The 26,440-nt window shown below is 43.3% G+C and carries 15 protein-coding genes; 4 read left to right on the top strand and 11 right to left on the bottom strand.

Features of this window, described 5'->3' with window-relative positions; genetic code table 11:
• Window positions 1–544: 544 nt before the first annotated feature.
• On the bottom strand, window positions 545–1,768 hold the full coding sequence (locus C900_RS24460) for a hypothetical protein (RefSeq protein WP_009583037.1): 1,224 nt from the start codon (window positions 1,766–1,768) through the stop codon (window positions 545–547).
• Between the two features lie 166 nt (window positions 1,769–1,934).
• Between C900_RS24460 and C900_RS28945 the strand changes: the two genes are divergently transcribed.
• Window positions 1,935–2,120, top strand: coding sequence for a YqaE/Pmp3 family membrane protein (locus C900_RS28945; RefSeq protein WP_342662407.1), 186 nt, complete (start codon window positions 1,935–1,937; stop codon window positions 2,118–2,120).
• On the opposite strand, the gene C900_RS24455 is transcribed toward C900_RS28945, so the two are convergent.
• Window positions 2,117–2,899, bottom strand: coding sequence for an O-methyltransferase (locus tag C900_RS24455; RefSeq protein ID WP_009583035.1), 783 nt, complete (start codon window positions 2,897–2,899; stop codon window positions 2,117–2,119). The two genes, C900_RS28945 and C900_RS24455, sit on opposite strands and share 4 nt — an antisense overlap.
• Window positions 2,900–3,286 (bottom strand): Co2+/Mg2+ efflux protein ApaG, encoded by a 387-nt coding sequence (gene apaG / locus C900_RS24450; RefSeq protein WP_009583034.1) that lies wholly within the window; start codon window positions 3,284–3,286, stop codon window positions 2,900–2,902. It lies immediately after the preceding gene.
• Window positions 3,287–3,374: 88 nt separating this feature from the next.
• Between apaG and ung the strand changes: the two genes are divergently transcribed.
• Window positions 3,375–4,037, top strand: a complete 663-nt coding sequence (ung, locus tag C900_RS24445; RefSeq protein WP_009583033.1) for a uracil-DNA glycosylase — start codon at window positions 3,375–3,377, stop codon at window positions 4,035–4,037.
• A gap of 85 nt (window positions 4,038–4,122) precedes the next feature.
• Here the strand turns inward: ung and lepB are convergent, their stop codons facing one another.
• From lepB to C900_RS24405, 8 genes are all read right to left on the bottom strand, one after another.
• The gene (lepB, locus tag C900_RS24440) at window positions 4,123–5,268 is read right to left on the bottom strand and encodes a signal peptidase I (protein WP_009583032.1); all 1,146 of its coding nucleotides are present in this window, start codon (window positions 5,266–5,268) and stop codon (window positions 4,123–4,125) included.
• Window positions 5,269–5,343: 75 nt separating this feature from the next.
• Window positions 5,344–6,057, bottom strand: a complete 714-nt coding sequence (gene dapB / locus C900_RS24435) for a 4-hydroxy-tetrahydrodipicolinate reductase (RefSeq protein WP_009583031.1) — start codon at window positions 6,055–6,057, stop codon at window positions 5,344–5,346.
• A 1-nt stretch (window position 6,058) separates the two neighbouring features.
• Complete coding sequence (locus tag C900_RS24430; protein WP_009583030.1) at window positions 6,059–6,613, bottom strand: DUF5683 domain-containing protein; 555 nt, start codon at window positions 6,611–6,613, stop codon at window positions 6,059–6,061.
• A 54-nt stretch (window positions 6,614–6,667) separates the two neighbouring features.
• Window positions 6,668–7,564, bottom strand: coding sequence for a ParB/RepB/Spo0J family partition protein (locus C900_RS24425; protein WP_009583029.1), 897 nt, complete (start codon window positions 7,562–7,564; stop codon window positions 6,668–6,670).
• A gap of 24 nt (window positions 7,565–7,588) precedes the next feature.
• Window positions 7,589–8,356, bottom strand: a complete 768-nt coding sequence (locus tag C900_RS24420) for a ParA family protein (RefSeq protein ID WP_009583028.1) — start codon at window positions 8,354–8,356, stop codon at window positions 7,589–7,591.
• Between the two features lie 8 nt (window positions 8,357–8,364).
• On the bottom strand, window positions 8,365–9,045 hold the full coding sequence (locus tag C900_RS24415) for a metal-dependent hydrolase (protein WP_040497492.1): 681 nt from the start codon (window positions 9,043–9,045) through the stop codon (window positions 8,365–8,367).
• A 154-nt stretch (window positions 9,046–9,199) separates the two neighbouring features.
• Window positions 9,200–11,005 (bottom strand): membrane protein insertase YidC, encoded by a 1,806-nt coding sequence (gene yidC, locus C900_RS24410; protein ID WP_009583026.1) that lies wholly within the window; start codon window positions 11,003–11,005, stop codon window positions 9,200–9,202.
• A gap of 18 nt (window positions 11,006–11,023) precedes the next feature.
• On the bottom strand, window positions 11,024–12,652 hold the full coding sequence (locus tag C900_RS24405; RefSeq protein WP_009583025.1) for a CTP synthase: 1,629 nt from the start codon (window positions 12,650–12,652) through the stop codon (window positions 11,024–11,026).
• 572 nt (window positions 12,653–13,224) lie between these two features.
• On the opposite strand from C900_RS24405, the gene C900_RS24400 reads away from it, so the two are divergent.
• Window positions 13,225–25,188, top strand: coding sequence for a PKD-like domain-containing protein (locus C900_RS24400; RefSeq protein WP_040497491.1), 11,964 nt, complete (start codon window positions 13,225–13,227; stop codon window positions 25,186–25,188).
• Window positions 25,189–25,207: 19 nt separating this feature from the next.
• Entirely contained in the window at window positions 25,208–26,260 is a 1,053-nt protein-coding gene (locus C900_RS24395; RefSeq protein ID WP_009583020.1) for a PorP/SprF family type IX secretion system membrane protein, read from the top strand.
• Window positions 26,261–26,440: the final 180 nt, after the last annotated feature.

Raw genomic sequence — 26,440 nt, 5'->3', positions numbered from 1 at the left:
AATATTTTCTCCGTTGCTCTACGAAAATTCCAGGATGACGTGGTGGTTTGTGATTTCTGTTGCTCCTCTGCTTCCTTTGTGGTTAATGATGGCACAATGTTATTATCCACAAAATCAACTAAAAGTTGTTGGTTATCTCCCCGAGGCAAGTTAGGCAAGTTCGGGACCGGCAGGATGATCGCCCCTTTTTAAGCATTTTATATCGAACTCACGTTAACTTAAGGGAAAAAATCCCCTGCTAGTCCACGGAATTCATTCCGGGTCCCGCAATGCTATTAGTGTAAAGGCGGCAATCCCATCCCCATTTCATACAGTGAGATTCCTATTTCAGGTTTACGTAGTGTTTGTAAGAAAACTCTATGTGGCTTTAAGAAAACGTCTAGGGTCAAGGCTTGCGAAGTGCCAAAAAGCGGAGTCCCGTACAGTTGTTACAGTTGTCGGGATGAGCATTTTTGGGGCGGGCGTAACGCAGACATTGGCGTTTTCTTAGAGACACTACTTATACACGGATCATGCCCGCATCCCCTTGTGAACCTCCGCTGAGCTACGGTTTCCTATTTCCCTTGGTCAACTTATAGAATTCCACCGCAATGCTATCCAGTTGATGCAATCGATCTTTAAAAATATTGGCGTGCTTATGTCCATATTCGTCATAGATCCCTTGTGGATAGGCTTTAAAAGCAGATTGTATTACTGTGTCAGTAAATGTTTTCTGAAGCTCTAGCGATTGTTGAGTAAATGCCCGGAGCGGTATATTTTTCAGAAGCATGGCATCCAGCTCAGCAGAGTTTTTAGCTAGCCCTGATACCTGTCCATATGATCTGTCAAACGATTGAAATTTGTTGTTTATTAATAGTGCAAATTTATTCATAAGGCCATCATTAAATTGGTAAAAAGCCATATCGCGATCCATGGCGATAGGTCTGCAAATGCTCTGGCCGGTGCTGTTCGAAAATACGGCCCATTTCCATTGTCCACCGTGGCGATCCCAATCGCTCATTAGCATATCCAGAAGCCGGCATTTGAGATATTCCAAGGAGTCAGCAGTAAGTTCATTAGATGATAACCCGCTCAACATCTCTTTGCTGGAAATGATCTTTTGAGGAGATGCAAACGCAATATTACCGACCCAGGTGCTATCAGGTTCTTCCTCAAGGATCATCACCCTGCCGGCCACATGATAAAGAGGTGTTTCATTCATCGTGCTATCGTAAGGTATGAGGTACATGCGTGGCTGTGTATGCAATATACCGGCTTTTTCTTCCAGTTGGTGGGCTATTAGCGCAGCAAAAGGGTTCAAAGCCGCGGCCTGATCCCGGAAAAGAGGTCTTATGGCAGAATATCTCAGGAATAAGGGTAGCGCCTGTGCCTGGTCTTTATCAACCGATCTTAATGTATAGGTATAACCATCGTGGCTTCTGAATTCTGCGCTTACGGTCTGCTGTCCACCACCCATTTCCAAAAATTCCAACCCCCCATGAACCGTGTCAAGATGTAGTACCGGTACTTTTATTTCCCGGCTCCACAGGTCGCGATAGTGTTTTCCAAAAAGATATCTGATAAATGGACCCCTGTCGTAAAATTCGGAAAGCACAACATTGGTGCTGTCGCCGACATGGAGAATATCAAAACCGGCCATAGCTTTTTCTACTCTGGCCTCAGATGAAAATGCTTTTTCTTCTCTTGTGTTGAAAATATTGGGTAAGATGTAAAAGAGAATCACGAGTACAATAAGGACGTAGCTAAAAATACGGACTGATTTTTTCATTGTATATTCCAGGGCTACAATGGTGCCAGGCTGGTGATTTCCATATTGGGAATATTCAGCACAAAATTGCGGAACAAAGGACAAACCAAGGGGAATTTACTCTACAGTCTTGATTACTTATATATGTCTGCGATGGACTGGCGCTTTCGGCAGGGTATTTTCAGATATGTCCAAAAAAAGCAAAGTTATGTCAATATTAATGATCATACTTACCCTGTTGCTGCCTCCCCTTGCGGTGGCACTCCGTTTTGGAATTGCTTCCAGCGAATTCCTTATCAATCTTTTACTCACCCTTCTGGGGTGGCTTCCCGGGGTCATTCATGGATTTTGGATTATGTCTAAGAGGCCTTAAAACTGTAGCACGTAATGTTGCTTGCGCAGCTCAGGATTAAAAAATACCAGGCCCAGTTGATAAAGGTCTAAGCTAAGTGTTACACTATAATGTTGTATAATATGCTTCCAGGCCTTTTCCATTTCCTTTGACCAATGGATGTCATCAAAAATGAAACAGGACGCTTTATGAGCTTTTTTAATTAAGAGTTCGAAATAATTAATCGTGGGTATAAAGCGATGATTGGCGTCAATAAAAGCAAGGTCAATGGCAGGTGAGCGCATAATAAACTCAGGAAGCGTATCATCTATATTTCCTTCGATAAGATGGATATTTGTCATCCCCTCACCTGCGAAAACTTCTCTGGCAATGCCACAAAGCTGAGAAGAACCCTCAAAGGTGTGAACCTGTGCATCTCGCTTGCTGGCCATATAAAGGGTATTAATGCCTAATGCCGTACCCAATTCGACTGCATGTTTTACCTCAAGGAAGCAACTTATCCTATGTATGAGTTGCGCATACCTGGGTTGGGTAACTCCATATGTGGCAATATTGCTAATTTGTCTGATATTATTTTTTGTAACAGCAGAGCCGGCACCGAAATCTTCCAGTTGTATATTTTTGCTACTGTGAACAAACTTTTCTCTTAGAGCCTCAATATGCCTGTAGGTTGTTGCATCCTCACTATTTTTTACAACCTTAGTATAAAGCTCATACACAAAAGGTGCATGGAGAGAATGTTGGTCTACTGCATTGAGCCAGTATTCAATGTAGCTTGAGATCTGATGAAGTTTTGACACTTAATTGAGTTTGAATGGCGCCACCATGCTGAATTCAGGTATGGTCACTTCAAACCGGTGGCCGTCCACAATACGTTCCATGAGATAGTAGCCCCACATTTTGCCGAGCCCTGATTTTAGATTGCATCCTGATACATATTGATGGTACTGATTTGGCTCCAGGATCGGCTGCTGGCCAACAACACCCTCACCTTCTACTTCTCTGGGCAAAAAGCCTGCATCATGAATAAACCAATGCCTTCGCAACAATTGAATGGTATTTTCACTTTGATTTTCTATTGTTACTTTGTAAGTAAATACATAATGGTACTGACTGGGACTTGAGTAAGCCGGCTGATATTCAGTTTCAATACTGACTTTGATGCCTTTTGTAATTTCAGTAACCATACCGCAATAGTTATTTCTATTATAAAAACGGATATGAAATATAAGAAGTTTTAATTTTATATCGGAAATAAATCAGAGAGAAAAAATTATGTATGTGAAAATAGCCCCATGTTGGAAGGATTATCTGGAAGAGGAATTTGGCAAGCCCTACTTTTCCGATCTTGTAAAATTTGTAAAGGAAGAGTATCGACAATACACCATTTACCCGCCCGGACCAGAGATCTTTAGTGCTTTTGATCATTGTAATTTTGAAGATGTTAAGGTAGTAATTATCGGTCAGGACCCTTATCATGGGCCGGGGCAGGCCAATGGATTGTGTTTTTCCGTCCGTGACGGGGTGAGGAAGCCTCCCTCATTGCTCAATATTTTTAAAGAGATAAAAAATGATCTGGGAAAAGAAATACCGGAGTCAGGAAACCTGGAGCGTTGGGCGGCACAAGGAGTGTTGCTGTTGAACGCCACCCTTACTGTCCGGGCCAATACCGCAGGCTCACATCAAAACAAAGGCTGGGAAGGATTTACCGATGCCGTCATTAAAAAGGTTTCTGAGGAGAGAGAGGGTGTGGTTTTCCTATTATGGGGAGCCTATGCCCAGAAAAAAGGCGCAGTAATTGATCGTAACAAACACCTGGTGTTGCAATCAGCCCACCCGTCACCTTTCGCAGCCGACAGAGGGTTTTTTGGATGCAAACACTTTAGCAAAACTAATGAATATCTGCGCAAGTTGGGGAAAAAGGAAATTGATTGGTAGGTGTTTGGTTGCTGGTTAACGGGTCACTGGTTAGGTTGCTGGCCACTTTGTCAACTAATGACTAGTGGCCAGTAACCAGTAACTCCTATTCTATCAGGTTAAAGAATCTTCTCCACCGGATTTTGCTGAAGAAACTTTCATTGGGATCCAAAGAAAGCCAGATGAAAAAGCCTTTACCTACTATGTGGTCTTCAGGTACGAATCCCCAGTATCGTGAATCCAGCGAGTTGTGTCTGTTATCACCCATCATAAAGAAGTAGTCCTGTTTAAAGGTATATTCCCTTACCTCTTTACCATCAATGAATAGCTTATCATCGGTGATCTTAACATCATCATTATGTTCATAACGGGTTATGATCTTTCCGTACGTGATGAGATTCTCTTTATTGATCTGAATGGTTTCGCCTTCTTTCGGAATCCTCAAAGGACCGTACCAATCCCCGTTCCAGGGAAATAAGGCCTGGTCATTAGGGAAGATCCTGGGCTCCCACTCGCCTTTGCCGAGGCTTTTATAAGGAGTGACTTCCTTTACGAAAGGCTGTGCTTTAAGTTTTTCTGCCTCTTCATTAGTAAGGTAGAAAAGCTGATAGACACCATTCTTGCGTGGATCTACACCCTCTGGTTTAGTGATGTTGAGATTTTCTAATACACGATCGCTAATCCTTGTATCCGAGAGTACAACGTAAGAAAACTGCATCTTCTCAGGATTGTCGATGGCCTGACCGTTAACAATTACTTGTTTGTCTGCTATTTCAATTACATCACCGGGAAGACCTACGCACCTTTTGATATAATTGGTCTTCAGGTCGACAGGGTAGTCTATCCATTTATTTTTGTCACGTTCTTCAAAATTATTTTCTTCTATTCCAGGCACATTAAAAACTACTACGTCATTTCTTTTTACCTCTGTAATACCCGGCAGCCGGTACTGCGGCAACTGGATCCAGTCGAGGTAAGAGGGAATATTTGTTCCCCATATCTTCTGATGGGTAAGGGGTACTTGTAGCGGGGTGGCTGGTGTTCTTGTGCCGTAGTGAAATTTACTAACAAACAGGAAGTCGCCCACCAAAAGGGATTTTTCCATAGATGGGGTAGGGATGGTAAAGGCTTCCATCAATAACCACCGTATAATAGTTGCTGCAATAACAGCAAAAACGATAGCATCTACCCATTCTCTGGTTTTTGATTTGGGCTTTCTATCTTCATTTTTTTTCCAGAATTTCCAGTTCATTCTTTAGGGTTTTATTTTATAGCTCAATAGTGTCTTTGCACTTAAAGAACTTACAAAGAAAGGCTATTTTTTATTCTATTTCAGAAAATTATCCATGGTAAGCACACCCTTTTTATCTGTTATCCACTCTGCCACCAATACAGCGCCTTTTGCAAAACCTTCACGAGAATGTGCTGTATGTTTAATTTCAATATCATCAACGGCAGAACTGTATTTAACGGTGTGAGTGCCTGGCACCCTTCCTTCTCTCAAAGAATTGATGATCAGATCTTCCTTTTTACCAAAAGGTTTATTGATCCATTTTTTCTTATAGTCGATACTTTTGATTATATCTTCGGCAAGTGTAATGGCTGTTCCGCTTGGAGCGTCTTTTTTTTCCGTATGATGGATCTCTTCAATGTCAACGTTGTATTCATTGAAGTCTTTCATTAGCCCGGCTAATTGTTCATTAAGCTTGAAGAAGAGATTTACGCCTATGCTGAAGTTGGATGCATAGAAAAAAGTGCCATCCTTTTCTTGACACAGCGCCTCGATTTCCGGTTTTTTTTCAAGCCAGCCGGTGGTGCCTGATACTACCGGTATACCATTTTCGATGCAGTAACGGATATTTTCATAAGCTGCATCGGGTTGACTGAATTCAATGGCTACATCCGCGTTGCCACCTGTGTATTTCACTAGGTCTGCTGTGTTGTCTTCATTTATCTTGCCTACTATATTATGACCGCGACTTTTGGCTATGGACTCAATGGTCCGTCCCATTTTGCCATAGCCGAGTAAGAGTATGTTCATGTCAAAATTTTATTTTTATGGATAATCCGGCATTGTAACCCATCAATGGGGAGTTTTCAAAAGATGGCTCAATGGATACCTGTAAGTCTGGGTTAAGCTCAAACTCTTTGAGGTGAGCATCGATATGTGCATCAGCTATTTGCAGGAGGTAAAGCACACCTATCATGATCATATAAAAATCCCGATCCCTCCTCTCACTATTGATACTGCTTCTTAGCCGTTCTTCGTCTCCATAAAGAGATGTATAATCCGGATCCTCCAGTGTTTTAAACAGCTCCCTTCTCAGAAGCTTATAATTATCGTTATAAAAATCTACCGTAAAGCCAAGCGCTACAAAACCACCATAGATCAGAGGTACTTTCCAGTATTTTTTATTGTATACCTGGCCTGCACCCGGCAGAACAGCCGAATATAGAGAGGCCTTTCTGGGCACAAACCTGCTGGCATAAGTGTCAATCTCCTTCACTTCGCTAGTTTCGTCTTTTTCCACGATTATATCCTGGGCTTCAGTAGTTGTTGTATCTATGTTGACAGCAGGGGGGGTAATCTGTCCCATTGCCATTGAACAACAGCCCAAAATCATTGCAAATATGAAGTAGATATTTTTCATTTAAACATCCAGGATCTCCAGGATTCTGTTCAGGTCTTCCACAGATACGAAAGGAATTTTAATTTCTCCTTTTTTGCCATCTGATTTTACCTGCACCCTGGTGCCAAAGTGAGACGCTAGTTTTGTCTGAAGGTTAGCAATTTCCCTGCCACCATCAACAGGCTCCTTTTTATCTTCCCTGGCCGCCTTACCGGACATAGCCTGCCTTACCAGCTCTTCGACTTTTCTTACTGAGAGGTCCTGTGCAATGGCTTTTTTGAAAATATCCAGTTGTGTATCTATATTTTCGATGTTGATAAGCGCCCGAGCATGTCCCATGGATAGTTTTTTGTCTCTCAGGGCAGCCTGGATATCCGGAGGCAGTTTAAGCAGGCGCAGGTAGTTATTTACCGTTGTTCTGTTTTTGCCTACACGGTCGCCCAGTTCTTCCTGCTTCAGGTCACATTCCGTAAGCAACCGCTGATAGCTAAGCGCAATTTCAATAGCATTCAGATTTTCCCTCTGGATGTTTTCTATCAGGGCCATTTCAAGCATTTGCTGATCATCGGCCGTTCTGATATATGCCGGTATACGCTCGAGACCGGCTAATTTGGACGCCTGAAAACGCCTTTCTCCCGAAATAAGCTGATACTTATTTTTGGAGAGTTTTCTGACAGTGATAGGCTGAATGATGCCTTGTACCTTGATCGATTCAGCCAGCTCCTGCAATGCTTCCTGATCAAAATGAGTTCTTGGCTGAAAAGGGTTAACCTCAACCTGCTCCAGTGGAATTTCATTGATTGATCCTACGGCTGCAAACTCCTGCTGCTCCTCACTTCCTTTGGCCGGGGAGTCGTCCAATAAGGCGCCCAATCCTCTACCTAATGCATTTTTTCTTTTAAATTCTTTTTTAGCCATTCCGCCTCCTTATTCAGTTGATCGTCAAAGTCCGTTTTTAGTCATTATTTCCTTAGCAAGATTCAGGTAGCTGATAGCGCCTTTGCTTTCTGCATCGTGCGCAATAGCCGGTACCCCAAAGCTGGGCGACTCACTAAGTTTAATGTTTCTGGGTATGATCGTATCAAAAACAATTTTTTTAAAATGAGTTTTCACTTCTTCCACTACCTGGTTAGATAGCCTTAGCCTTACATCATACATGGTGAGGAGTATGCCTTCTATTTCAAGGTTGGTGTTTAGCCTCGTCTGGATGATCTTGATAGTATTCAATAGCTTGCCCAAACCTTCCAGTGCGAAGTACTCACATTGCACGGGAATAATCACCGAATCAGCCGCGGTAAGCGCATTGATGGTGATCAGACCCAGAGAGGGGGAGCAGTCGATAATGATAAAGTCGTAATCCTTCTTTATCTTTTTCAGTGCATCTCTCATGCGCTCTTCACGTCTTTCAATATTTACCATTTCCACTTCTGCACCTACCAGATCTATATGGGAGGGAAGAATGTGGAGATAGTCTATATCAGTATCCGTAATGGCTTCTGTAACATCTATGTTATCCACCATGCATTCATAAATGCTGACTTCAACTTCTTTAGGGTTCATTCCTAGTCCTGAAGTGGAGTTGGCCTGAGGATCTGCATCAACAACAAGTGTTTTATATTCCAGGGCGGCCATACTGGCGGCCAGATTAATAGCAGTCGTAGTTTTACCTACGCCACCTTTTTGGTTTGCAATGGCAATAACTTTACTCATCGAATAATTTATAAATTAATAGTTTCTCCTATACCCATCAAGATCAATTCTCGGTCATGCTCTTTAAATGTTGCTACTGCTTTTTCATGATCTATTTTTATTGGCGGGAACGTATCATAGTGCATACCGATCACCTTTTTTGTTCCTATAAAGTCTGCTGCTCTGTTTGCATCTTCCACACCCATGGTGAAATTACTTCCGATCGGTAAAAAGGCAAAATCTATGTTGAATTCTTCTTCCAAAAGTTTCATGTCGAAGTGTAGGGCAGTGTCGCCAGAATAGTAGAAGGTATCCTCACCGCTTTGAATGACGAATCCGGCAGGATTACCACCGTAACTTCCATCAGGCATGCTGCTTGAATGTACCGCATTGACCATCTTTACTCTGCCAAAATCAAAATCCCAGCTTCCGCCATGGTTCATAGCATGACCATTTTCAAGTCCCTTTTCAGAAAACCAGGAGACTACCTCAAAGGTCGAAACAATTTGTGCTTTACTATTTCTGTACACAGTCTCAACATCTGCAACATGATCCTGATGCCCATGAGACAGCAGTATGAAATCAACTTTAATGTTGTTGATATCAATACCTTTGGCTAGTTCATTGGGTGTAATAAATGGGTCAAAAAGGAGTTTCTTTCCTGCTATTACCACTTGAAAACAAGAGTGTCCGTAGTAAGTAACTTCCATATTTAACGATGTGATTTAGGATTATAAAATCAGGGTTACAAAGATATAAGTTTAATTGAATAATGTAAGTTATTGTCCATACACTATTTGATGAAATAAAAAAGGCTCTTGATTATAAGAGCCTTAGGGGTATATAATAACAAATTTTTCTATTTTATTTTTTGCCTTTAGCCTGGCTGGCTTTCATGGCCTCTTCGAGTCGTTGCTGAAATTTGGACTTCTTTTTATTCACATTCTTCTTTTTGTTTTCCTCCAGTATAACCCTGATCTTTTCTTCGTCTACAAACCTCCTGATCAAAGCCTGCTGACCAAAAGTGACCAGGTTGGAAACAAAATAGTAGAAGCTAAGTGCCGCTGGATAAGAGTTCAGCACGAACATGAAAATTACCGGCATCAGGTACGAAAAGGTTTTCATCGGCCCCTGTACGGTGCTCACCTGCTGGTTAGACCATGTATAGAGTATGGTAGAAAGTGTCATCAGTAGTACAAACAAACTCACATGATCACCATAAAAAGGTATGGTGAAAGGCAGATTGAGAATGGAGTCATAAGTTGACAGGTCTTCTGCCCAAAGGAAGCTTTCTCCCCTAAGCTCGATAGACTGTGGAAAGAAGTAGAACATGGCAAATAGGATAGGCATCTGAAGCAGCATAGGGATACATCCGCTCAAAGGACTTACACCCACTTTCTGATACAGCTTCATCTGCTCCTGCTGTGCTTTAGTCAGATCCTCACTATGTTTTTCCTTGATTTCATCCAACTCCGGCTTGAGCACTTTCATTTTAGCCATAGAAAGGTATGACTTGTAAGAAAGCGGAGACAATACCAACTTGATAAGCAACACCATTACTATGATAATGATACCGTAGTTGCTGATAAAGTTACCCAACAGATCAAAAAGAGGGATGATCACCCATCTGTTGATCCATTTCATCGGAGGCCAGCCCAGGTCAAGGTTGTTTTCGAAATCGTCTGCTACATCATTTAGAATGTGGTAGTCATTAGGACCGAAATAATAAGTATAATTTCCTTTTCCGGATTTTATATCTTCATAGGGTAAGCTCAGTACTACCTGGGCTGTCTTTACTGTTGATAAATCTGCAGGATCCACAGAAGTTTTAAGGCGGCCTTTATTGAAGGAATTTTGTGCAATAATGCCGGAAACAAAAAAACGCTGTTTAATGGCTACCCATTTAATGGGCTCTTCAATAGTTTCTTCTTCTACATCAGTGCTTCTTTCTGCTAACCCGTCAAACCCATCGCGAAGCGTATAATAGTTTATGGTAGAGTTGTTTCTACTCATAGTCAAATCTTTTTCCTGCGTTTTCAGGCGATCATCCCAGGTGTATATCAGGTTTTCTTTTGATATATACTGGTCCAGGCCTTCAATTTTCAATTGATAGGAGAGTTGGTAAGTTTCTTTTCCGAGTTTGTATATGTGTTTTACGCTTTGCCCGGGCGCAATGTCCAGGTTAAAGGTAATTACGGTGGTGTCGCCCTCTGTGCGTTGTGCAGGGGTGTAGTAGAGGTCGTAAATATTAAGCTGTCTTCCAATATTGTTAACCAGCAGACTGAAGTTGTTGCTTTCCCCATCCAATAGTATCAGCGGTTCGCCATAGTAGGTGGTGAAGTTCTTCAACTCCACTTTATTCACTTTTCCACCTTTATTGGTCAGGCTGATCTTAACAAGCTCATTTTCAATAGTTATATCCTCTTTCTTGCCGGAAGCCCCTTTGGCAAATACGCCATACTTCTGCTGATTAAAGGCTTGCTGAGCCGAATCCTCAGCAACTGCAGGAGTGTATTGATCAATAACGGATTCAACGGTACCTTCTTCTACTAGCTCAGTAGTATCCTTTTGATGTTCTTCTACAGGTTCGGGTTTTGGTGCAAAAAAGTAAAAGTATAGCATTACCATTAATGCTATTAAAATCAAACCTGTTGCTTGGTTTCTATCCATTGTATTCTTTTATAAAAATTAATTCTTTGAGTTGTTCGTTTTTTTATGCTCCAGAGCAACCTCTACAAATTTCACAAATAGTGGATGAGGGTTTAAAACAGTACTCTTCAGCTCCGGATGATATTGAGTGCCGATAAACCACGGGTGATCCTTTAGCTCAACCACCTCTACAAGCCCCGTATCGGGGTTGATGCCTGTGGCCATCAGTCCAGCATCCTCCATTTGCTTTAAGTACTTGTTGTTAAATTCATACCTGTGTCTGTGTCGTTCGCTGATCTTTGCTTTTCCATACACCAAACTTGCCTTGCTTCCTTTTTTGAGGTCGCAAGGATAAGCACCCAATCTCATAGTTCCACCTTTATCGGTCACCTTTTTTTGCTCCTCCATCAGGTCGATTACCGGGTGCTTCGTGTTTTCGTTTAATTCCGTTGACGAAGCGCCTTTTAATTTGAGCACGTTTCTGGCAAATTCTATCACAGCACATTGCATGCCCAGACAAATACCAAAGAAAGGTATTTTCTTTTCACGTATATACCTTACTGCCTCAATTTTACCTTCCACTCCACGTTCACCAAACCCCGGGGCAACTAATACGCCATCTAATTTACCTAAAATAGAATGACAATTCTCTTCAGTAATAGTTTCAGACGATATCCATTCTATATCTACTCTACATTCATTGACCGCTCCGGCATGAATGAAGGCTTCTACTATTGATTTGTAAGCATCGGGTAGTTCTACATATTTACCAACCAGCCCGATTTTAACCTCATCAGTCGGATTTTTCAGCTTACCCAGAAAGACTTTCCATTGATCCAGGTTGGGCTCATTTTTGTTTGCAATTTTAAGCTTTGAGAGCACCCGTTCGGCCAGCTTTTCCTTTCTCATCAGGATCGGCACATCATAAATAGTCTCAGCATCCAAAGCTTCGATTACCGAATTGATGTGTACGTTACAAAACAATGCTAATTTCTTTCTGATCTCCATAGGCAGCCTTCTTTCTGATCTGCAAACCAGGATATCGGGTTGGATGCCAGCCTCCAAAAGCTGCTTGACAGAGTGCTGGGTAGGCTTGGTTTTTAGTTCCTTTGCTGCACTGAGGTAGGGGATAAGGGTAAGGTGTATTACCAGGAAATTGTTAACCCCAACATCCCATTTTACCTGTCTCACCGCCTCTATAAATGGAAGTGACTCTATATCACCTACGCAGCCACCAATTTCTGTGATCACAAAATCATAATCACCACTTTCTCCGAGCAGATAGATGTTTTTTTTGATCTCATCTGTGATGTGAGGTACTACCTGAACGGTTTTGCCAAGGTATTCACCTCTACGCTCCTTGGTGATCACATTATTATATATACGACCGGTAGTAATGTTATTCGCCTGGGAAGTAGGAGTATTCAGGAAGCGTTCGTAATGGCCAAGATCAAGATCTGTTTCCGCACCATCGTCAGTTACGTAACACTCTCCGTGTTCATACGGATTAAGAGTGCCCGGATCAATGTTAATATAAGGATCAAACTTCTGAATGGTGACTTTAAAGCCCCTTGCCTGAAGTAGTTTACCTAATGAAGCTGAAATGATACCTTTTCCAAGGGAAGATGTTACCCCACCGGTAACAAAAATATACTTTGCCGTGGCCATAAGTTGTGTTTATCGGGATATATTGCTGTAAAACTTATGGGGCACAAAGGTACATGGAATAACCGAATTAAGTAATGGAAATGAAAAATTTTATATTTTTATAACTTTTGCGACCACCTATACAAAAAATCTTTCATTAAGGGATTAAAATATCTAGTTTGCGCAGGTTACATGCTTTTGATGTATTGTATTTAATTATTGAATAAGTATATCTCGTGAAATACAATTTACAAATATGAGTATTTGAAGATATTTTCTTATTTTGTGTCGCTAAAAACCACTAACCTAACCGTTCGGCTCTAATGAAATTCTTTTTCAGGTTTAAAATTTGCTTACCATTAGTTCTCTTTTTGCTTCTTTTTTGTGTTGGATTTGAGGGGGTTGGGCAGACTCCTTTAACAGCCTCCCATCAAACGGACAACCAAACTCAAATAGCGATACAATTTGATGCGACAGGTTTTTCCACAAATGCATTAGACTATTTAGTTGACGGAGGTAGTATAACGGTTTCGGCCGTCGCTTCTTCTGGGACAACGGCAACGTTGCTACTAGCTTCTTCAATTCCAGTAGGGATGAGTTCTGTTTTAGTGTTTTATAGTCCAAGTGGTACAACTATAAATTCTGAAAATAACAGGCTTATAACATGTAGTGACTTTACTTTTGCAGGGTTTTTAGATGACACGGACCAATGTGCTCCGGTTACTCCTGAAAGCCAAATGATTTTTCGCGTAACACTCGGAGCTCGAAATTCTTCCAATTGGGATATTTCCAAGATCACCGGTAGGGTAACATGGATTACATTTGGAGCTGCGCCTTTTACAGTCCTTTCAGCTGAAGAGACAGATATAGGTGGCAACCCGGCCTCAAACACGGTTTATGTTGCATTTGATACGGATGATTTCACTGCGACATCGAATCCGGCCGGAAAATATGTGTATCCTGAAGATGACGCAGTTTGTGGGTACACGTCCAATTGGAATGTTAGATTACTTTTTCCTCCCAGTGAGGGGGTGACTACAAATTGTCCTTTGACAAGTGCCCCTCAAACACAAGTTTATGCGTCACATAACGATGATAACTCCGGTGACGATGCCGGTCTTGCTCTGGAACCGGATATTCCAAGCTCAAATCTGGTTTGTAAGGGAACTAATGTTGACATGACATTTAGCGACAACACTAACTTAAATTGTAATCCCACAGTGTCACCTATTCCAACCAATGATGCTACCAGGTGGGTGCGCGTTGTGTATGGTTCTACCGATTTGGGTGGGGGAAATACTGCCAATTCAAACATTCCTAATGTTGTTGTAGGGAGCACTACGGTTACAGATGCTAGTGGTAATTTGCTATTTCCAGGTGGATATTTTCCGGCTTCTCCCGCCACTACCACTTTTGGTGCTCCTGATGCTTTTGGTGTTGTTGAAGTACCTTCTTCAGTTACGGATCCCCGTGGACTATTAGAGCAGATAATCACCACTTCGGCGGTTGGTCAGGAAGTTGGTCAACGCTTTTGGGTAAGACTGGATTATTGGAATAAGTGTAATCCCTATGATGGAGTTGGAGATATAGGTAATCTGAGGGTATCAATTGAAAATTACATTGAGATAATAGATATTCCACCCGATGCCGTTGGAGTTGATACAGGGTTATGTACCGGGGATGCTCTCTCTGGAGTCAATTTTGAAATAACCGGAACAACTGGCACCGTTACGGCCGTAAACTGGTATGACGGAGACCCCAATGCAGGAGGAAATCCTGTTACTAACCCCATAAACACCAACTCCACTATTTTTCCGGCTAGCAGCTTTCCCGGAGGCTTGAATACAAATATTCCAGGAGAATATTCCATGTGGGCCACCTATGTGGTTGGAGCTACCAACTCCTGCGAAAGTGATCCTGTAGAGTCCGTAATAACAGTTAGAGAGGATTTGGCCAGACCTGATCCAATCACAGGCTCATCCGAAGTTTGTAACGGAACAAATAATGTGTCTTTTTCTTTACCCACTCCTGCCGGATCCACTACCTTCGGAGGAGCAGTTGAATATGAGTGGAGTAGCACCGGGGGGGCAGGGGTGAACCTGGATGCCACAACAGGACAAAGTATTACGGCAGATTTTAATATTGGAGGCTCTTTTACCAGTGTAACAAGAACTATTAGAGCAAGACGGAAATATTCATCAGCGCCTGACTGCTACTCACCCTACAGATCATTTACGGTTACTATTTATGGGCAAACATTAGGTGGTACGGTCACTTCTGATGCTACTATATGTGAAGGGGATAATACTGGTACATTGACATTAACCGGCCATAGGGGAACTATACTGAATTGGCAGCGCGACAGTGGAGGTGGATATGTAGATATAGGAAATGCAGGTAGTGCAACTTTCAATGAAACACTTTCAACAGCAGGTGTTTATCACTATCGTGCCGTAGTTGAAAATGGGGTTTGTGCTACTGAACATAGCGTTGAAGCTACTATTACGGTTAATCCTGTACCTTCGAAGCCTACTATTACCGAAGTGGGAGATGGCACCATCATTTGTGAAGATGGAAGCCAGGTGATACTACAATCGGATAATTCAGGGGGAAATGCCGATGAATATGCATGGTTTAAAGACCCTGACACAACAACTCCGATCCAACAAAGCACAAGCAACCAGTTAGTCCTTGATGCCGTAGCCGAATCAGGAAGATACTATGTCCGAACCATTGGAATAGACCCATCTGATTGTCAAAGTGAGTTGTCAGATCATATTGACATTGTAATAAACCCATTACCATCCGCCAGTAGTTCCGGTGGGGGAGCGGTTTGCGCAGGTAATCCGGCACCGGATATTGTCTGGGCCATCGGTAGCGGTACAGGCCCGTTTGATTATGAAATTGAAATCAACGGGGTTCCTCAAGGACTTGTTTCAGGACATGCTTCAAGTACAATTATTGTTGATGACCCATTAGTTGCCGGAACTTATGAGCTGGTTTATCTGGAGGATGCAAATGGCTGCGTAGCTACTACGCTTGGTGCAGTAAGAACGGTAACTATTGGAGGTACACCTCCGATCCTTGAAAATCCTTTGTCTGTTGAAGCCGCGGTTTGCGATGATGGAGCTTCTACGGATGCACCCGATATTACAATTGACTTAACAGACAATACTGCGGGAAAAAGCTATGATGTGCTTTATAGCATCAATGGAGGAGGAACAATAACAGAAACCTTACCATCTGATGCCAGCGGCAGACTTTTTATTCAGCCCGATTATGTGGCAGATTTGGGTACAACGCCCGGCACTTATGCTTACGAAATTCGATCTATTATTGATAACGCTACTACTTGCGCTGCAAATATTAACCTGGCGGTTGATGTGATTATCAACCCCAGACCCATAGCCCCCACTAATCCTACTGATGCTGTTTCCTGTTCATCAGCTTCTGTAAATTCGCTGTCTGTTGATGATCCCGGAGCTGGATTTACCGTACGATGGTATACAGCATTTACTGATCCGATAACAAATACTCCGGTTACAGGTGCCGATGGCGCTGTTACCGGTTCTAATGATCGAATTTTTACACCTGCCACAACAGCGAATGCTACTTTCTTTGCGGCTGTTGAGAATAATGCTACTGGTTGCTTGAGTACATCTGCGGTTACTTTGACTCATACGGAAGATCCTGCTCCGTTTGCTGATGCCGACCTGGATGGAGATGCCACCAATAATGTTACCTGCGATGGAGATTTTGCTTTGGCCGCCAATGTTCCCGCTTCAGGTGAGACGGGTACATGGACAGGGCCTGGTGGGGTGACCTTTTCCGATCCTAATAACCCTACCACATTGGCACAAAATCTTCCCATCGGAACAAGCGTTTTGACATGGACAGTGGAAACAGCCTTGGGAGAATGTTCTGCAGCAACAGATAATATCAGTGTCGAAAGATATCCGCTTCCTGATGCACTTGATCCTGCACCGGCACTTTGTGAGTTGGTAGAAGGAGGAGGAGAGGTGACGGGAATTGATTTGGAAGTAGATTACAATGACCAAGTGACTGATATTGTTAATTCTACGGATAGAACTGTGGAATGGTTTACCGATGCGGCAAGAACAACGCCTGTATCAGATGTAAATAACTATACTGCTAGTGTGGGTACTACTAGAGTTTATACTCGTGTGACGGATATTACAACTGGCTGTACCCAGGATGGTGAAGTGAATTTCACAATTCTATCATTGCCGGAAGCAATAGATCAAACTGATGAATCTTGTGAGAATGCTCTGAATAGCAATGAAGTAGACGGTATCGACCTCACTTCATACAACGCTGCTATTATTGGGGCTGCAAATCCGGCTGAAAGAACAGTAGATTGGTATTTCGATCCCGGATATACTTCTCCTATACCACCGGGAACAGTGACCAACATTACATTTCTTGGCCCGACACGGACTTTTTATGCCAGAGTAACTGATACCAGTAATCCGGAAAGTTGTACCAATGATGCCCAACTTGACTTCACCATTTTACCCCTCCCTGAGGATAATCCGATTATTGGTCCATCAACACAATGTGTTGGTTCAAGTATAGAGCTGTATCAAATTGATCCATTAACGACACCTGGATCAACTTATACCTGGAATATACCTGCTGATTTTACCCTTTTTGCGGGTGGTGGCCCTAACGATTTCTTTGTCCTTCTTAGCTTTCCTTCTGTCGCGACTGGAACTATTGAGGTTTATGAAACCTCCACAGACGGATGTGATGGTAACGTTCAGTCATTAACAATAGATGTAGTAAGCTCACCACCACCATTGACCATTAGTCCTAACCCTGCGGTGTTTTGCGAGAATGAAGCAGGTGTTGTATTTAGTGTAGCCAGCTTACCTAATACAGATTATGCATGGACAGTGCCAACGGGGGCTTCGATCATCAGTGGCCAGGGTACAAATCAGATTACCGTGAATTTGGGAGCTTTCGGAGGAAACGTGTCTGTGGTGCCCACAAGTACAACCGGTAACTGTCCCGGAACCCCTGCTACCAGAACGGTAACCATTAACAGAAGGCCTGACATAGATAAGGATCTGGACAATACGGTCTGTAGCGATGATTTTTCAGGTATTACCTTTACAGATTCCGGCCTAAGCACGGAACCGGCTGCAAGCTATGACATAACAGCCATAAGTGTTGATCCCGGTTTGATCCCGGGGGGATCGAATGCCGGTATTGCTCCAGGTCAGTCGGCAACGGCAATTTTAAATGATGTATACACCAACCAAACTGGTGGCCAGCTAAGCGTACGATACACCGTTCAACCTCGCAGTGCTGATGATTGTCTGGGTGCTTCTGAGATCATCACGTTGAGGATCAACGCAGAACCAAGGCTTAGCGCAAATCTTGACCAGGAGAAATGTAGTGACCAGGTTTCGGGAATTAACCTGGCAGTAGCAACCGGAAGTGTACCGGCTACCTCATACAACATTGTTTCCGTTAATCCGGGAGGCTTAACACCGGGAGCAGGAAATGCAACTATTCCTCAAAATGGTGTTGCCGCCAATTACCTGGCAAATGATACGTACACAAATACTACCTCAGCTTCTGTGGATGTTGAGTATATCATAGCTCCTGTAAGTGTTAACGGCTGTATAGGAGACCCCCCGTTTATCTTAAGATTTACTGTTAATCCGGAGCCTGTTGGCACTGATGAAACAAAACCTGTAGTTTGTTCCAACGTAGCATTTAGTTTTGATCTGCAGGACAATGTTAATGTCAATAATGGACTGACAAGCTCCTTTGCCTGGACAGCCACTTATGCTCCGGGTATAACAGGAGGAACAGGAGCCGGTACAGGTAATATTTCAGAAACACTTAGAAATCAAACAGGCGCTCAGTTGAATGCCGTCTATACGGTAACACCGACAGAAAGCACGAATGGCTGTAATGGAGAAATTTTTATTATTACCGTTCCGGTCGATCCTGAACCAGTGGGTGTGGATGAAACCAAAACGGCAGTATGTTCTGACATAGCTTTCAACTTTGACCCACAAACAAATATTTCAAATGGCCTGACCAGTACTTTCACCTGGTTAGCAGCTTACGATGCCGGCCTGGCAGGCGGGTCAGTATCAGGTTCGGGTAATATTGCTGAAACCCTTACCAACGTTACCGGCACCACACTTCATGCAGTTTATACTATCACTCCAACAGATAATATTACCGGCTGTGATGGAGAGGCTTTTACCATAACCGTTCCAATTAACCCTGAGCCGGATGGCAATGATGAAACGAAAGTTCCTGTTTGTTCAAATGTGGGATTTAACTTTAACCCTCAAACCAACATAACCAATGGCAGAGTGAGTTCTTTTGTCTGGACTGCCAGCTACGATCCGGGACTTACAGGGGGTGCTGGTTCCGGAACGGGTAACCTGAGCGAAACTCTTGTGAATACAACTTCAGGAGTATTGAATGCTGAATACACAGTTACTCCTACTGATAACGTTAACCCTACTTGTACAGGGGATGATTTTGTGATAATTGTGCCGGTAAACCCCGAACCTGTGGGTACATCAGATACAAAAGTTGCTGTTTGTTCAGGTATTGCCTTTGATTTCGACCCTCAGGATAATGTCGATTTGAATAATGGTGTTACCAGTAATTTTACATGGACAGCTTCTTATGGTCCTGGTATCACCGGGGGTGCTGGAGCCGGTTCCGGACATGTCGCAGAGACACTTACGAATCTTTCAGGAGGAACCGAAAATGCGATATATACTATTGTACCGACAGCAGATGGTACTGGGTGCTCGGGAAGTTTGTTCACGATAACTGTCCCAATCGATCCTCAGCCTATTGCTGTCGATCAGGCATTCACCATATGCTCCGATATGGCGGGTGGCAATACTGCAACGGTCGACTTGACTATGTTGAACAACAGTGTGAATGGAGGAACAGCTAACACCGTAACCTGGTACAGTGATGCGCTACTCTCGGTGGTTATTGCCACCCCTACCGCATATGCTGTAACAGATGGGATACCTGTTTTTGCGGAAATTGATGATGGAAATTGTCAAAACAGTGCGTCTGTTACCTATACAATAAATCCATTGCCTTCAATTATAGCTACCGTGACATCCAACTACAATGGAGCCCATGTAAGCTGTAGTGGAGCCTCGAATGGTCAAATTACAGCTACTCCCGGTGATGGCACCCCCACTTATCAGTATAGTATCGATGGAGGGGCGACCTATACGGCTTCAAACGTATTTAATGGCCTTCCTGCAGGAACTTATGTTGTTCGGGTGAGGGATGCCAGAGGTTGTGAGGTGGATTCAAGCCCGGTAGATATCATCGATCCAACTCCGGTTGCTGCAAATGCTACAGTTACCAGTAGCTATAATGGTGAAGATATCAGTTGCAACGGAGCCAATGATGGAGAAATAACGGTTACTGCTTCGGGAGGTACTGGGGCGTATACCTATACTCTTAATGAAATACCATCTAATACGACCGGTGCTATTACAGGTATATTCACGGGTCTGGCGGATGGTACTTACACTGTGGATGTTAGAGATGCCAATAACTGCTTTGTGACAACCTTACCAATCACATTGGATGAGCCAAGTGATATCAATGCAATAGCTGTGGTATCAAGGGACTACAATGGTTCAGATGTGAGTTGTACAGGAGTAGGCGATGGGGAAATAACTGTTACAGTGCCATTAGGAGAAGGAGTAGGTACATTATCTTATGTATTGATTGAAATTCCCTCCAATACGACGGGAGCTACCAGTGGGGTTTTTACCGGTTTGCCTCAGGGAAGCTATACAGTGAGAGTAACTGATGATAATAATTGCCAGAAAGTTACGGCTCCTGTGATCATTAGTAATCCTCCATCATTGTCAGCTACAGCCTCGGTGACAAGTAACTATAACGGATCGCATATCAGTTGCAACGGAGCAAATGATGCGGTGATCACCGTTACTGCCAATGGAGGTACAGGAGCTTATAGTTATCAGTTAAATGAAATACCTGCTAATACATCAGGCGCCACTACGGGTATATTTACAAATATCCCTCCCGGTACTTATACCTTTAACGTCAGAGATGCGAATTTATGTTTAATCACTACAGCCTCTGTTTCGGTATTCCAACCGGTTACACTCAATGCCAATGCAACAATAACAAGTAACTACAATGGGTCTCCGATCAGTTGTAATGGAGCAAGCGATGGTCAGATAACGATCTCTGCAACAGGAGGAACAGGCGCCTACGGTTATGTGTTAAACGAATTGCCGGCCAATACCAGTGGTGCTGCAAACGGCATATTTACCGGAGTGCCTGCCGGAACTTATACTTTCAATGTTACCGATGCTAATGGTTGCTTGTTTATCGCAGGGCCTGTAACCATCAACCAGCCGAATGCTATTAATGCTACGGCAACAGTGACCAGTAATTATAATAGCGCCCATGTAAGCTGCAATGGCGCCACCAATGCACAGGTCACAGTCTCGGCTACTGGTGGAACAGGCGCATTCACCTATACTTTAATTGAAAATCCTGCCAATACTTCTGGAATTGCCACTGGAGTATTCACCGGGCTTGGGGCCGGAACCCATACTTTCTTTATTGAAGATGTGAACAGTTGTGATTTTACAACGATACCTGTGACAGTAATTGAGCCCGATCCGGTTGCTGCTACGCCTTCAATTACACAAGCTATTGATTGTTTTGGAAACAGTACAGGAGAAATTACAGTCTCTGCCACGGGAGGAACAGGGTCTTATACCTTTGATCTTAATGAGATACCTACTAATAATACAGGGTTAACAACCGGAGTTTATACCAATCTGCCTGCAGGCACCTATACTTTTGATGTACTCGATGTTAATGGCTGCGGTTTTACCACTGGCCCTATTACTATTGGGCAACCAACTGAGGTTATTGCTTCGGCCTCGGTTATCAGCAATTATAATGGCACCCAGATCAGTTGTGCTGGTGCGGATGATGGCATTATTGAAGTGACTGCATCGGGTGGAACAGGAGGCTATTCCTACGCATTCAATGAAATTCCGGGTAATACTTCAGGTGTTACCAGCGGGATATTTACAGATGTACCCGCGGGTACTTACACTTTTAATGTAGAAGATGCCAATGGTTGTTTAGTTACCACTACCACTGTTACTATAACAGAGCCAGCCCCTGTTTCCGGAACATTGTCCATTAGCAGCAATTATAATGGTGAAGATGTAAGTTGCTTCGGGGCCAGCGATGGAGAAATCACAGTATCTGCCTCAGGGGGAAATGGCACCTATAGCTATTTATTATCGGGAATTCCTGGTAATACCACAGGTGCGACCTCTGGAATATTTACCGGACTTGCAGCAGGAAGCTATACCGTGGAAATTGAAGATGTAAATGGCTGCACGGCTACGACCGCACCTATAACCATTACCCAACCGGCAGCAGTTACGGCATCAGCCGCCTCAGATATCAGTTACAACGGTTTTGATATTAGCTGCTTTGGTACCAGCGATGGTCGCATTCGTGTCACGGCATCAAATGGTGTATCGCCTTATTCTTATGTGCTCGACCAGATCCCCACCAACATTTCAGGGGCATCGACAGGAATATTCACGGGTGTTCCGGCCGGTATATATACTTTTACAGTAACGGATGCTAACGGATGCGATTTTGTAACCAGCTCGGTTACATTGGCTCAACCTGTAGCTCTTAGTGGAACTGCTACTGTTACGAGCAACTACAACGGTGCCGATATTAGCTGCTATTTGGCTACTAATGGTGAAGTAACCGTTACAGTGGCAGGTGGTGCAGGAACTTACACCTACTTATTGAATGAAGATCCTGCCAACACCTCAGGAGCGACCTCAGGGGTGTTTACCGGTATGAGAGCCGGTACATATACCTTCAGGATCACAGATGCGAATAATTGTAACTTCGTTACGACTCCGGTGACCATTGATGAACCGGATCCAATTGATCTCACCATTGAAATTACTTCAAACCACAATGGTGAACATCTGAGTTGTAGCGGAGCCAGTGATGCCACGATAGAAGTGACTGTTATTAGCGGGGGTACACCAAATTATACATACGAATTGCTTGACAATCTGGGCACCAGCTATGGGACTAATAACACAGGAGTTTTTGCAGGCCTGGGTGCTGGAGTATACAAGGTGTTGGCAACCGATGTTAACAATTGCAGTAAAGAGTCCTTTCCGGTAGTAGTAATTCCACCCTTCCCACTTTCGGCAGGGTTTATTTCCGGAACTCAGAATGTTTGTGTAGGAGAAGCGCCTTCTGCATTTACTGAGCTGAGTGCGCCTTTTGGAGGAATAGGTGACTACCAATATCAGTGGGAGGTATCTAATGACAACTTTGTGGGTGATGTTAATAATGTACCTGGAGCTAATGCTGCTACGTATTCAGCGCCTGCAGAGGCTACTTCCGGCACGCTTTACTACAGAAGAAGAGTAGAATCAGGCACTTGTGCCCCTACCTATACTAATGTGATTACAGTCACGGTCAATCCGTTGCCTACAGGAGCTACTGTGAGCGGACCGACAGATATTTGCGAGGGTGATGCATTTATCCTTCAGTTTAATTTTCCGGTAGGGCAAGCACCGTTCAAGTTTAATTATGAAGATGACAAAGGCAATACATATACAGATGTATTCGGAGCGTCAACAACACCGGTATTTGTCACCTTTGGTGAGGTGACAAGCACCACTACATATACCATCACCAGAGTAGAAGATATCAACGGTTGCGTTGACTTCCCGGTAGGGGCTGGCTGGACAGTAAATGTTGTCAACATAAGCGCTGAATTTGATATAGTAGGGCCATCTGATGGGTGCAGTCCGGCTACTATTGAGTTTGAGTACGATCAGATAGATGACGTCACTTATACCTGGCAATGGTTTGACGGAACTGCTGATAGTAGTTATACTGCAGATGGAGATATAGCAGGCATGAGGGTGAGGCATACTTTTGCTAATGGCTCTCCAAATAATACCTTTAACTATAATGTATTCCTAACTGCATCTATTGAAGTAGGGGGCAAGCAGTGTACCAGGCAATCCAATGAGAGCGTAACTGTTTACCCGACTATATTACCTAACGTATTTACGGTAAACAGCCCTGTTTGTAGTGGCGATGAAATATATTTTACCAATTCTACTGCAGGAGCTACACAACACCGATGGTTTTATAGAGAACAAGGTAATGTTGGTCAGGAGCTTGGCGTACAAACCGTGCAGAATGCTTCTTTCACCATCAATAATACCGGACCAAATAACCCCCAGGTCTATGAGGTGGTGTACGCTGGCTCTAAAAATAACGGAGGCGAGGTTTGTAGTGCCAGCCAGGTTGTAGAAGTGGAGGTTTACAAAGAGGTAGTGCCTGATTTTAGCTTTAGTCCTTCTTCACCTACTTTTACTGCTGGCTCCGCCCTGGTAACCTTTACAAACCAGTCGAATCCTGCTGATGATCCAACCAATTTCTCTTATAATTGGGATTTCAGTGATGGGATCACCATGACGGATACACCTGAACCGGGAGTGATCAATTATACACAACCAGGCATTAAAAGTGTTAAATTAACAGTTGTCAATAAGGAAGCACCCGGTTTCTGCGATGTTCAGGTAGTAAAAAATGTGGATATCAAAGACGTACCTATCAGTGTTAATTTTGAAGTTACACCGGAAAAAGGTTGCATACCAACAACTGTAACCATTACAAATACAACGACCGGAAGTGCTAATGAATTTACCTGGCAGGTATTTGACGGAAACAATCAAACAGTTTATGAAAATGTGCAATTAGCAGATCCTGATCAGCCGCCGTTACCACAAATAAAATTTGATCTGTACGCGGCAGGAGCATATTCAGTGCGATTAACGGGACGGAATACCATTACTAATCAAACCGCTTCAGTGATTCGGGATAGCGTGATAGTAATATTTCCTCAGCCACTGGCATCCTTCGACCTAAGGCCTGATGTGGTATTTTTACCTGATCAACCTATCCGAACATTTAACTTTAGTCATCAGGCCGATCAATACCACTGGGATTTTGGAGATGGAGGTACATCAGAAGAGTTCGAGCCTGAGTATTTGTATTCTTTTGAAGGTACATTCAACGTAGTTCTTACAGCCTATACAGATTACCAGGACGGTGTAATATGTGCGGATACCCTATCCAGGCAGGTTGTAGCTCAAGAAGGTGGTGCTACCAGGATTCCAAACGCCTTTACTCCGGATATCAACGGTCCGTCAGGAGATGGCAGGATACAGAACGAGGTGAATAATGATATATTCCTGCCTATAACGCAAGGTGTGGAAGAATTCCAGATGTTGATCTTCGACCGTTGGGGTAGTCTGATATTTGAAAGTAATGATCAAACTGTGGGTTGGGATGGCTATGATAAGAATGGAAGACTTCTACCTGCAGGTGTGTACGTGTACAAGCTTACTTTACGCTTGTCGAACGGTTCCAGGACCACACGAATAGGAGATGTCACGTTGATTAGGTAAATTGAATTTAGGAGCAGCTATGTTAAAAAGAATTATTCTTGTTTTATTGATAGCCGGAGTTGTAGTGGTGGATTCTCAGGCGCAGGACCCACAATTTTCGCAGTTTTATGCTGCTCCGCTGTACCTCAATCCCGGATTTACCGGCATTACACCGCAGCAAAGGCTGGTGGTGAACCACCGCGTACAGTGGCCCAACCTCCCTCAGGCATTTTCTACATACTCCGCTTCATATGAGATATTCGTAGATGACCTGAAGAGCGGATTTGGTTTGCTGGCTACAACAGATAAAATGGGTTCTGCCGGGTGGAGGACTTCTTATGCGGGGCTCTTATACTCCTATAAGGTTCGGGTAAGCAAAAACTGGGTATTTTCCCCCGGATTGTATTTCGCTTACGGAACAAATGGTATAGACCGGTCAAAGCTGCAGCTTAGGGATGGATTAGAATTTGACGGACAGTCTATTGACCCTGAATTGAGTAAATTAGGAAGTCAGAATTTTTTCGATTTTTCTGCAGGAGCTGTCCTTTATAACCGAAGCTTGTGGGTGGGGGTGTCTTCTTATCACCTTAATAAGCCAAATTTATCCATTCTTGGAGAGGAGAGTCGCCTGCCCATAAAAATTAATATTCATGGTGGTATGAAACTGCCGCTTTACAACGGTCCCCGAACATTGTCTAAAGTATCTTATCTTACGCCTTCGTTTGTTTATCGAATTCAGGGTGCTACGTTCCAACAGATGGATGTGGGGATGCAATACCATATTGACCCCATTGCGGTGGGGCTTTGGTACAGAGGTATACCTCTAAAGGGCTCTTTCAAGTCGGAAGGTGAAATATTACAAGTGGTTCAGCAGGATGCTCTTGTTTTTGTAATGAGTCTGCTGTTTGGGAATTTCCAGGTAGGGTATAGCTACGACTTTACTGTATCCAAGCTTCAAACATCTACAGGCGGCTCGCATGAGATATCTATTATCTATGAGTTCGTAGCCAAAGGTTTTAGAAAGGGTGTGAAAAGAAAGAATAAGTTGATCCCTTGTCCTTCATTTAATAGTAAAGAAGGGTTCTGGAATTAAGTGGGGTAAGATCAAGCCCTCCAAGGGTTGAAAACCCTTGGAGGGTTCCAATGTTATTATTAAGGATGTCATCCCGAGGTAACCAACAACTTTCAGTTGATTTTGAGGATAATGACATAGCTTTCAGAACGGCCTTGAGAAAATGGCGTTAAGAATTTCAATGCCACACGCACCCCTTAT

The sequence above is a fragment of the Fulvivirga imtechensis AK7 genome (assembly GCF_000331535.1).
In the GTDB taxonomy this organism is placed as follows: domain Bacteria; phylum Bacteroidota; class Bacteroidia; order Cytophagales; family Cyclobacteriaceae; genus Fulvivirga; species Fulvivirga imtechensis.
Note: the sequence above shows the minus strand (reverse complement) of the source record. Positions and strands in the feature narration are given on the sequence as shown.

Bases quoted from the DNA above. Each gene is read 5' to 3' on its own strand.
- apaG (WP_009583034.1), bottom strand. From the start codon at position 3,286: ATGGTTACTGAAATTACAAAAGGCATCAAAGTCAGTATTGAAACTGAA.
- C900_RS24420 (WP_009583028.1), bottom strand. From the start codon at position 8,356: ATGAGTAAAGTTATTGCCATTGCAAACCAAAAAGGTGGCGTAGGTAAA.
- dapB (WP_009583031.1), bottom strand. From the start codon at position 6,057: ATGAACATACTCTTACTCGGCTATGGCAAAATGGGACGGACCATTGAG.
- C900_RS24415 (WP_040497492.1), bottom strand. From the start codon at position 9,045: ATGGAAGTTACTTACTACGGACACTCTTGTTTTCAAGTGGTAATAGCA.
- C900_RS28945 (WP_342662407.1), top strand. From the start codon at position 1,935: ATGTCCAAAAAAAGCAAAGTTATGTCAATATTAATGATCATACTTACC.
- C900_RS24460 (WP_009583037.1), bottom strand. From the start codon at position 1,768: ATGAAAAAATCAGTCCGTATTTTTAGCTACGTCCTTATTGTACTCGTG.
- yidC (WP_009583026.1), bottom strand. From the start codon at position 11,005: ATGGATAGAAACCAAGCAACAGGTTTGATTTTAATAGCATTAATGGTA.
- C900_RS24395 (WP_009583020.1), top strand. From the start codon at position 25,208: ATGTTAAAAAGAATTATTCTTGTTTTATTGATAGCCGGAGTTGTAGTG.
- C900_RS24430 (WP_009583030.1), bottom strand. From the start codon at position 6,613: ATGGGACAGATTACCCCCCCTGCTGTCAACATAGATACAACAACTACT.
- C900_RS24405 (WP_009583025.1), bottom strand. From the start codon at position 12,652: ATGGCCACGGCAAAGTATATTTTTGTTACCGGTGGGGTAACATCTTCC.
- ung (WP_009583033.1), top strand. From the start codon at position 3,375: ATGTATGTGAAAATAGCCCCATGTTGGAAGGATTATCTGGAAGAGGAA.
- lepB (WP_009583032.1), bottom strand. From the start codon at position 5,268: ATGAACTGGAAATTCTGGAAAAAAAATGAAGATAGAAAGCCCAAATCA.
- C900_RS24400 (WP_040497491.1), top strand. From the start codon at position 13,225: ATGAGTTCTGTTTTAGTGTTTTATAGTCCAAGTGGTACAACTATAAAT.
- C900_RS24425 (WP_009583029.1), bottom strand. From the start codon at position 7,564: ATGGCTAAAAAAGAATTTAAAAGAAAAAATGCATTAGGTAGAGGATTG.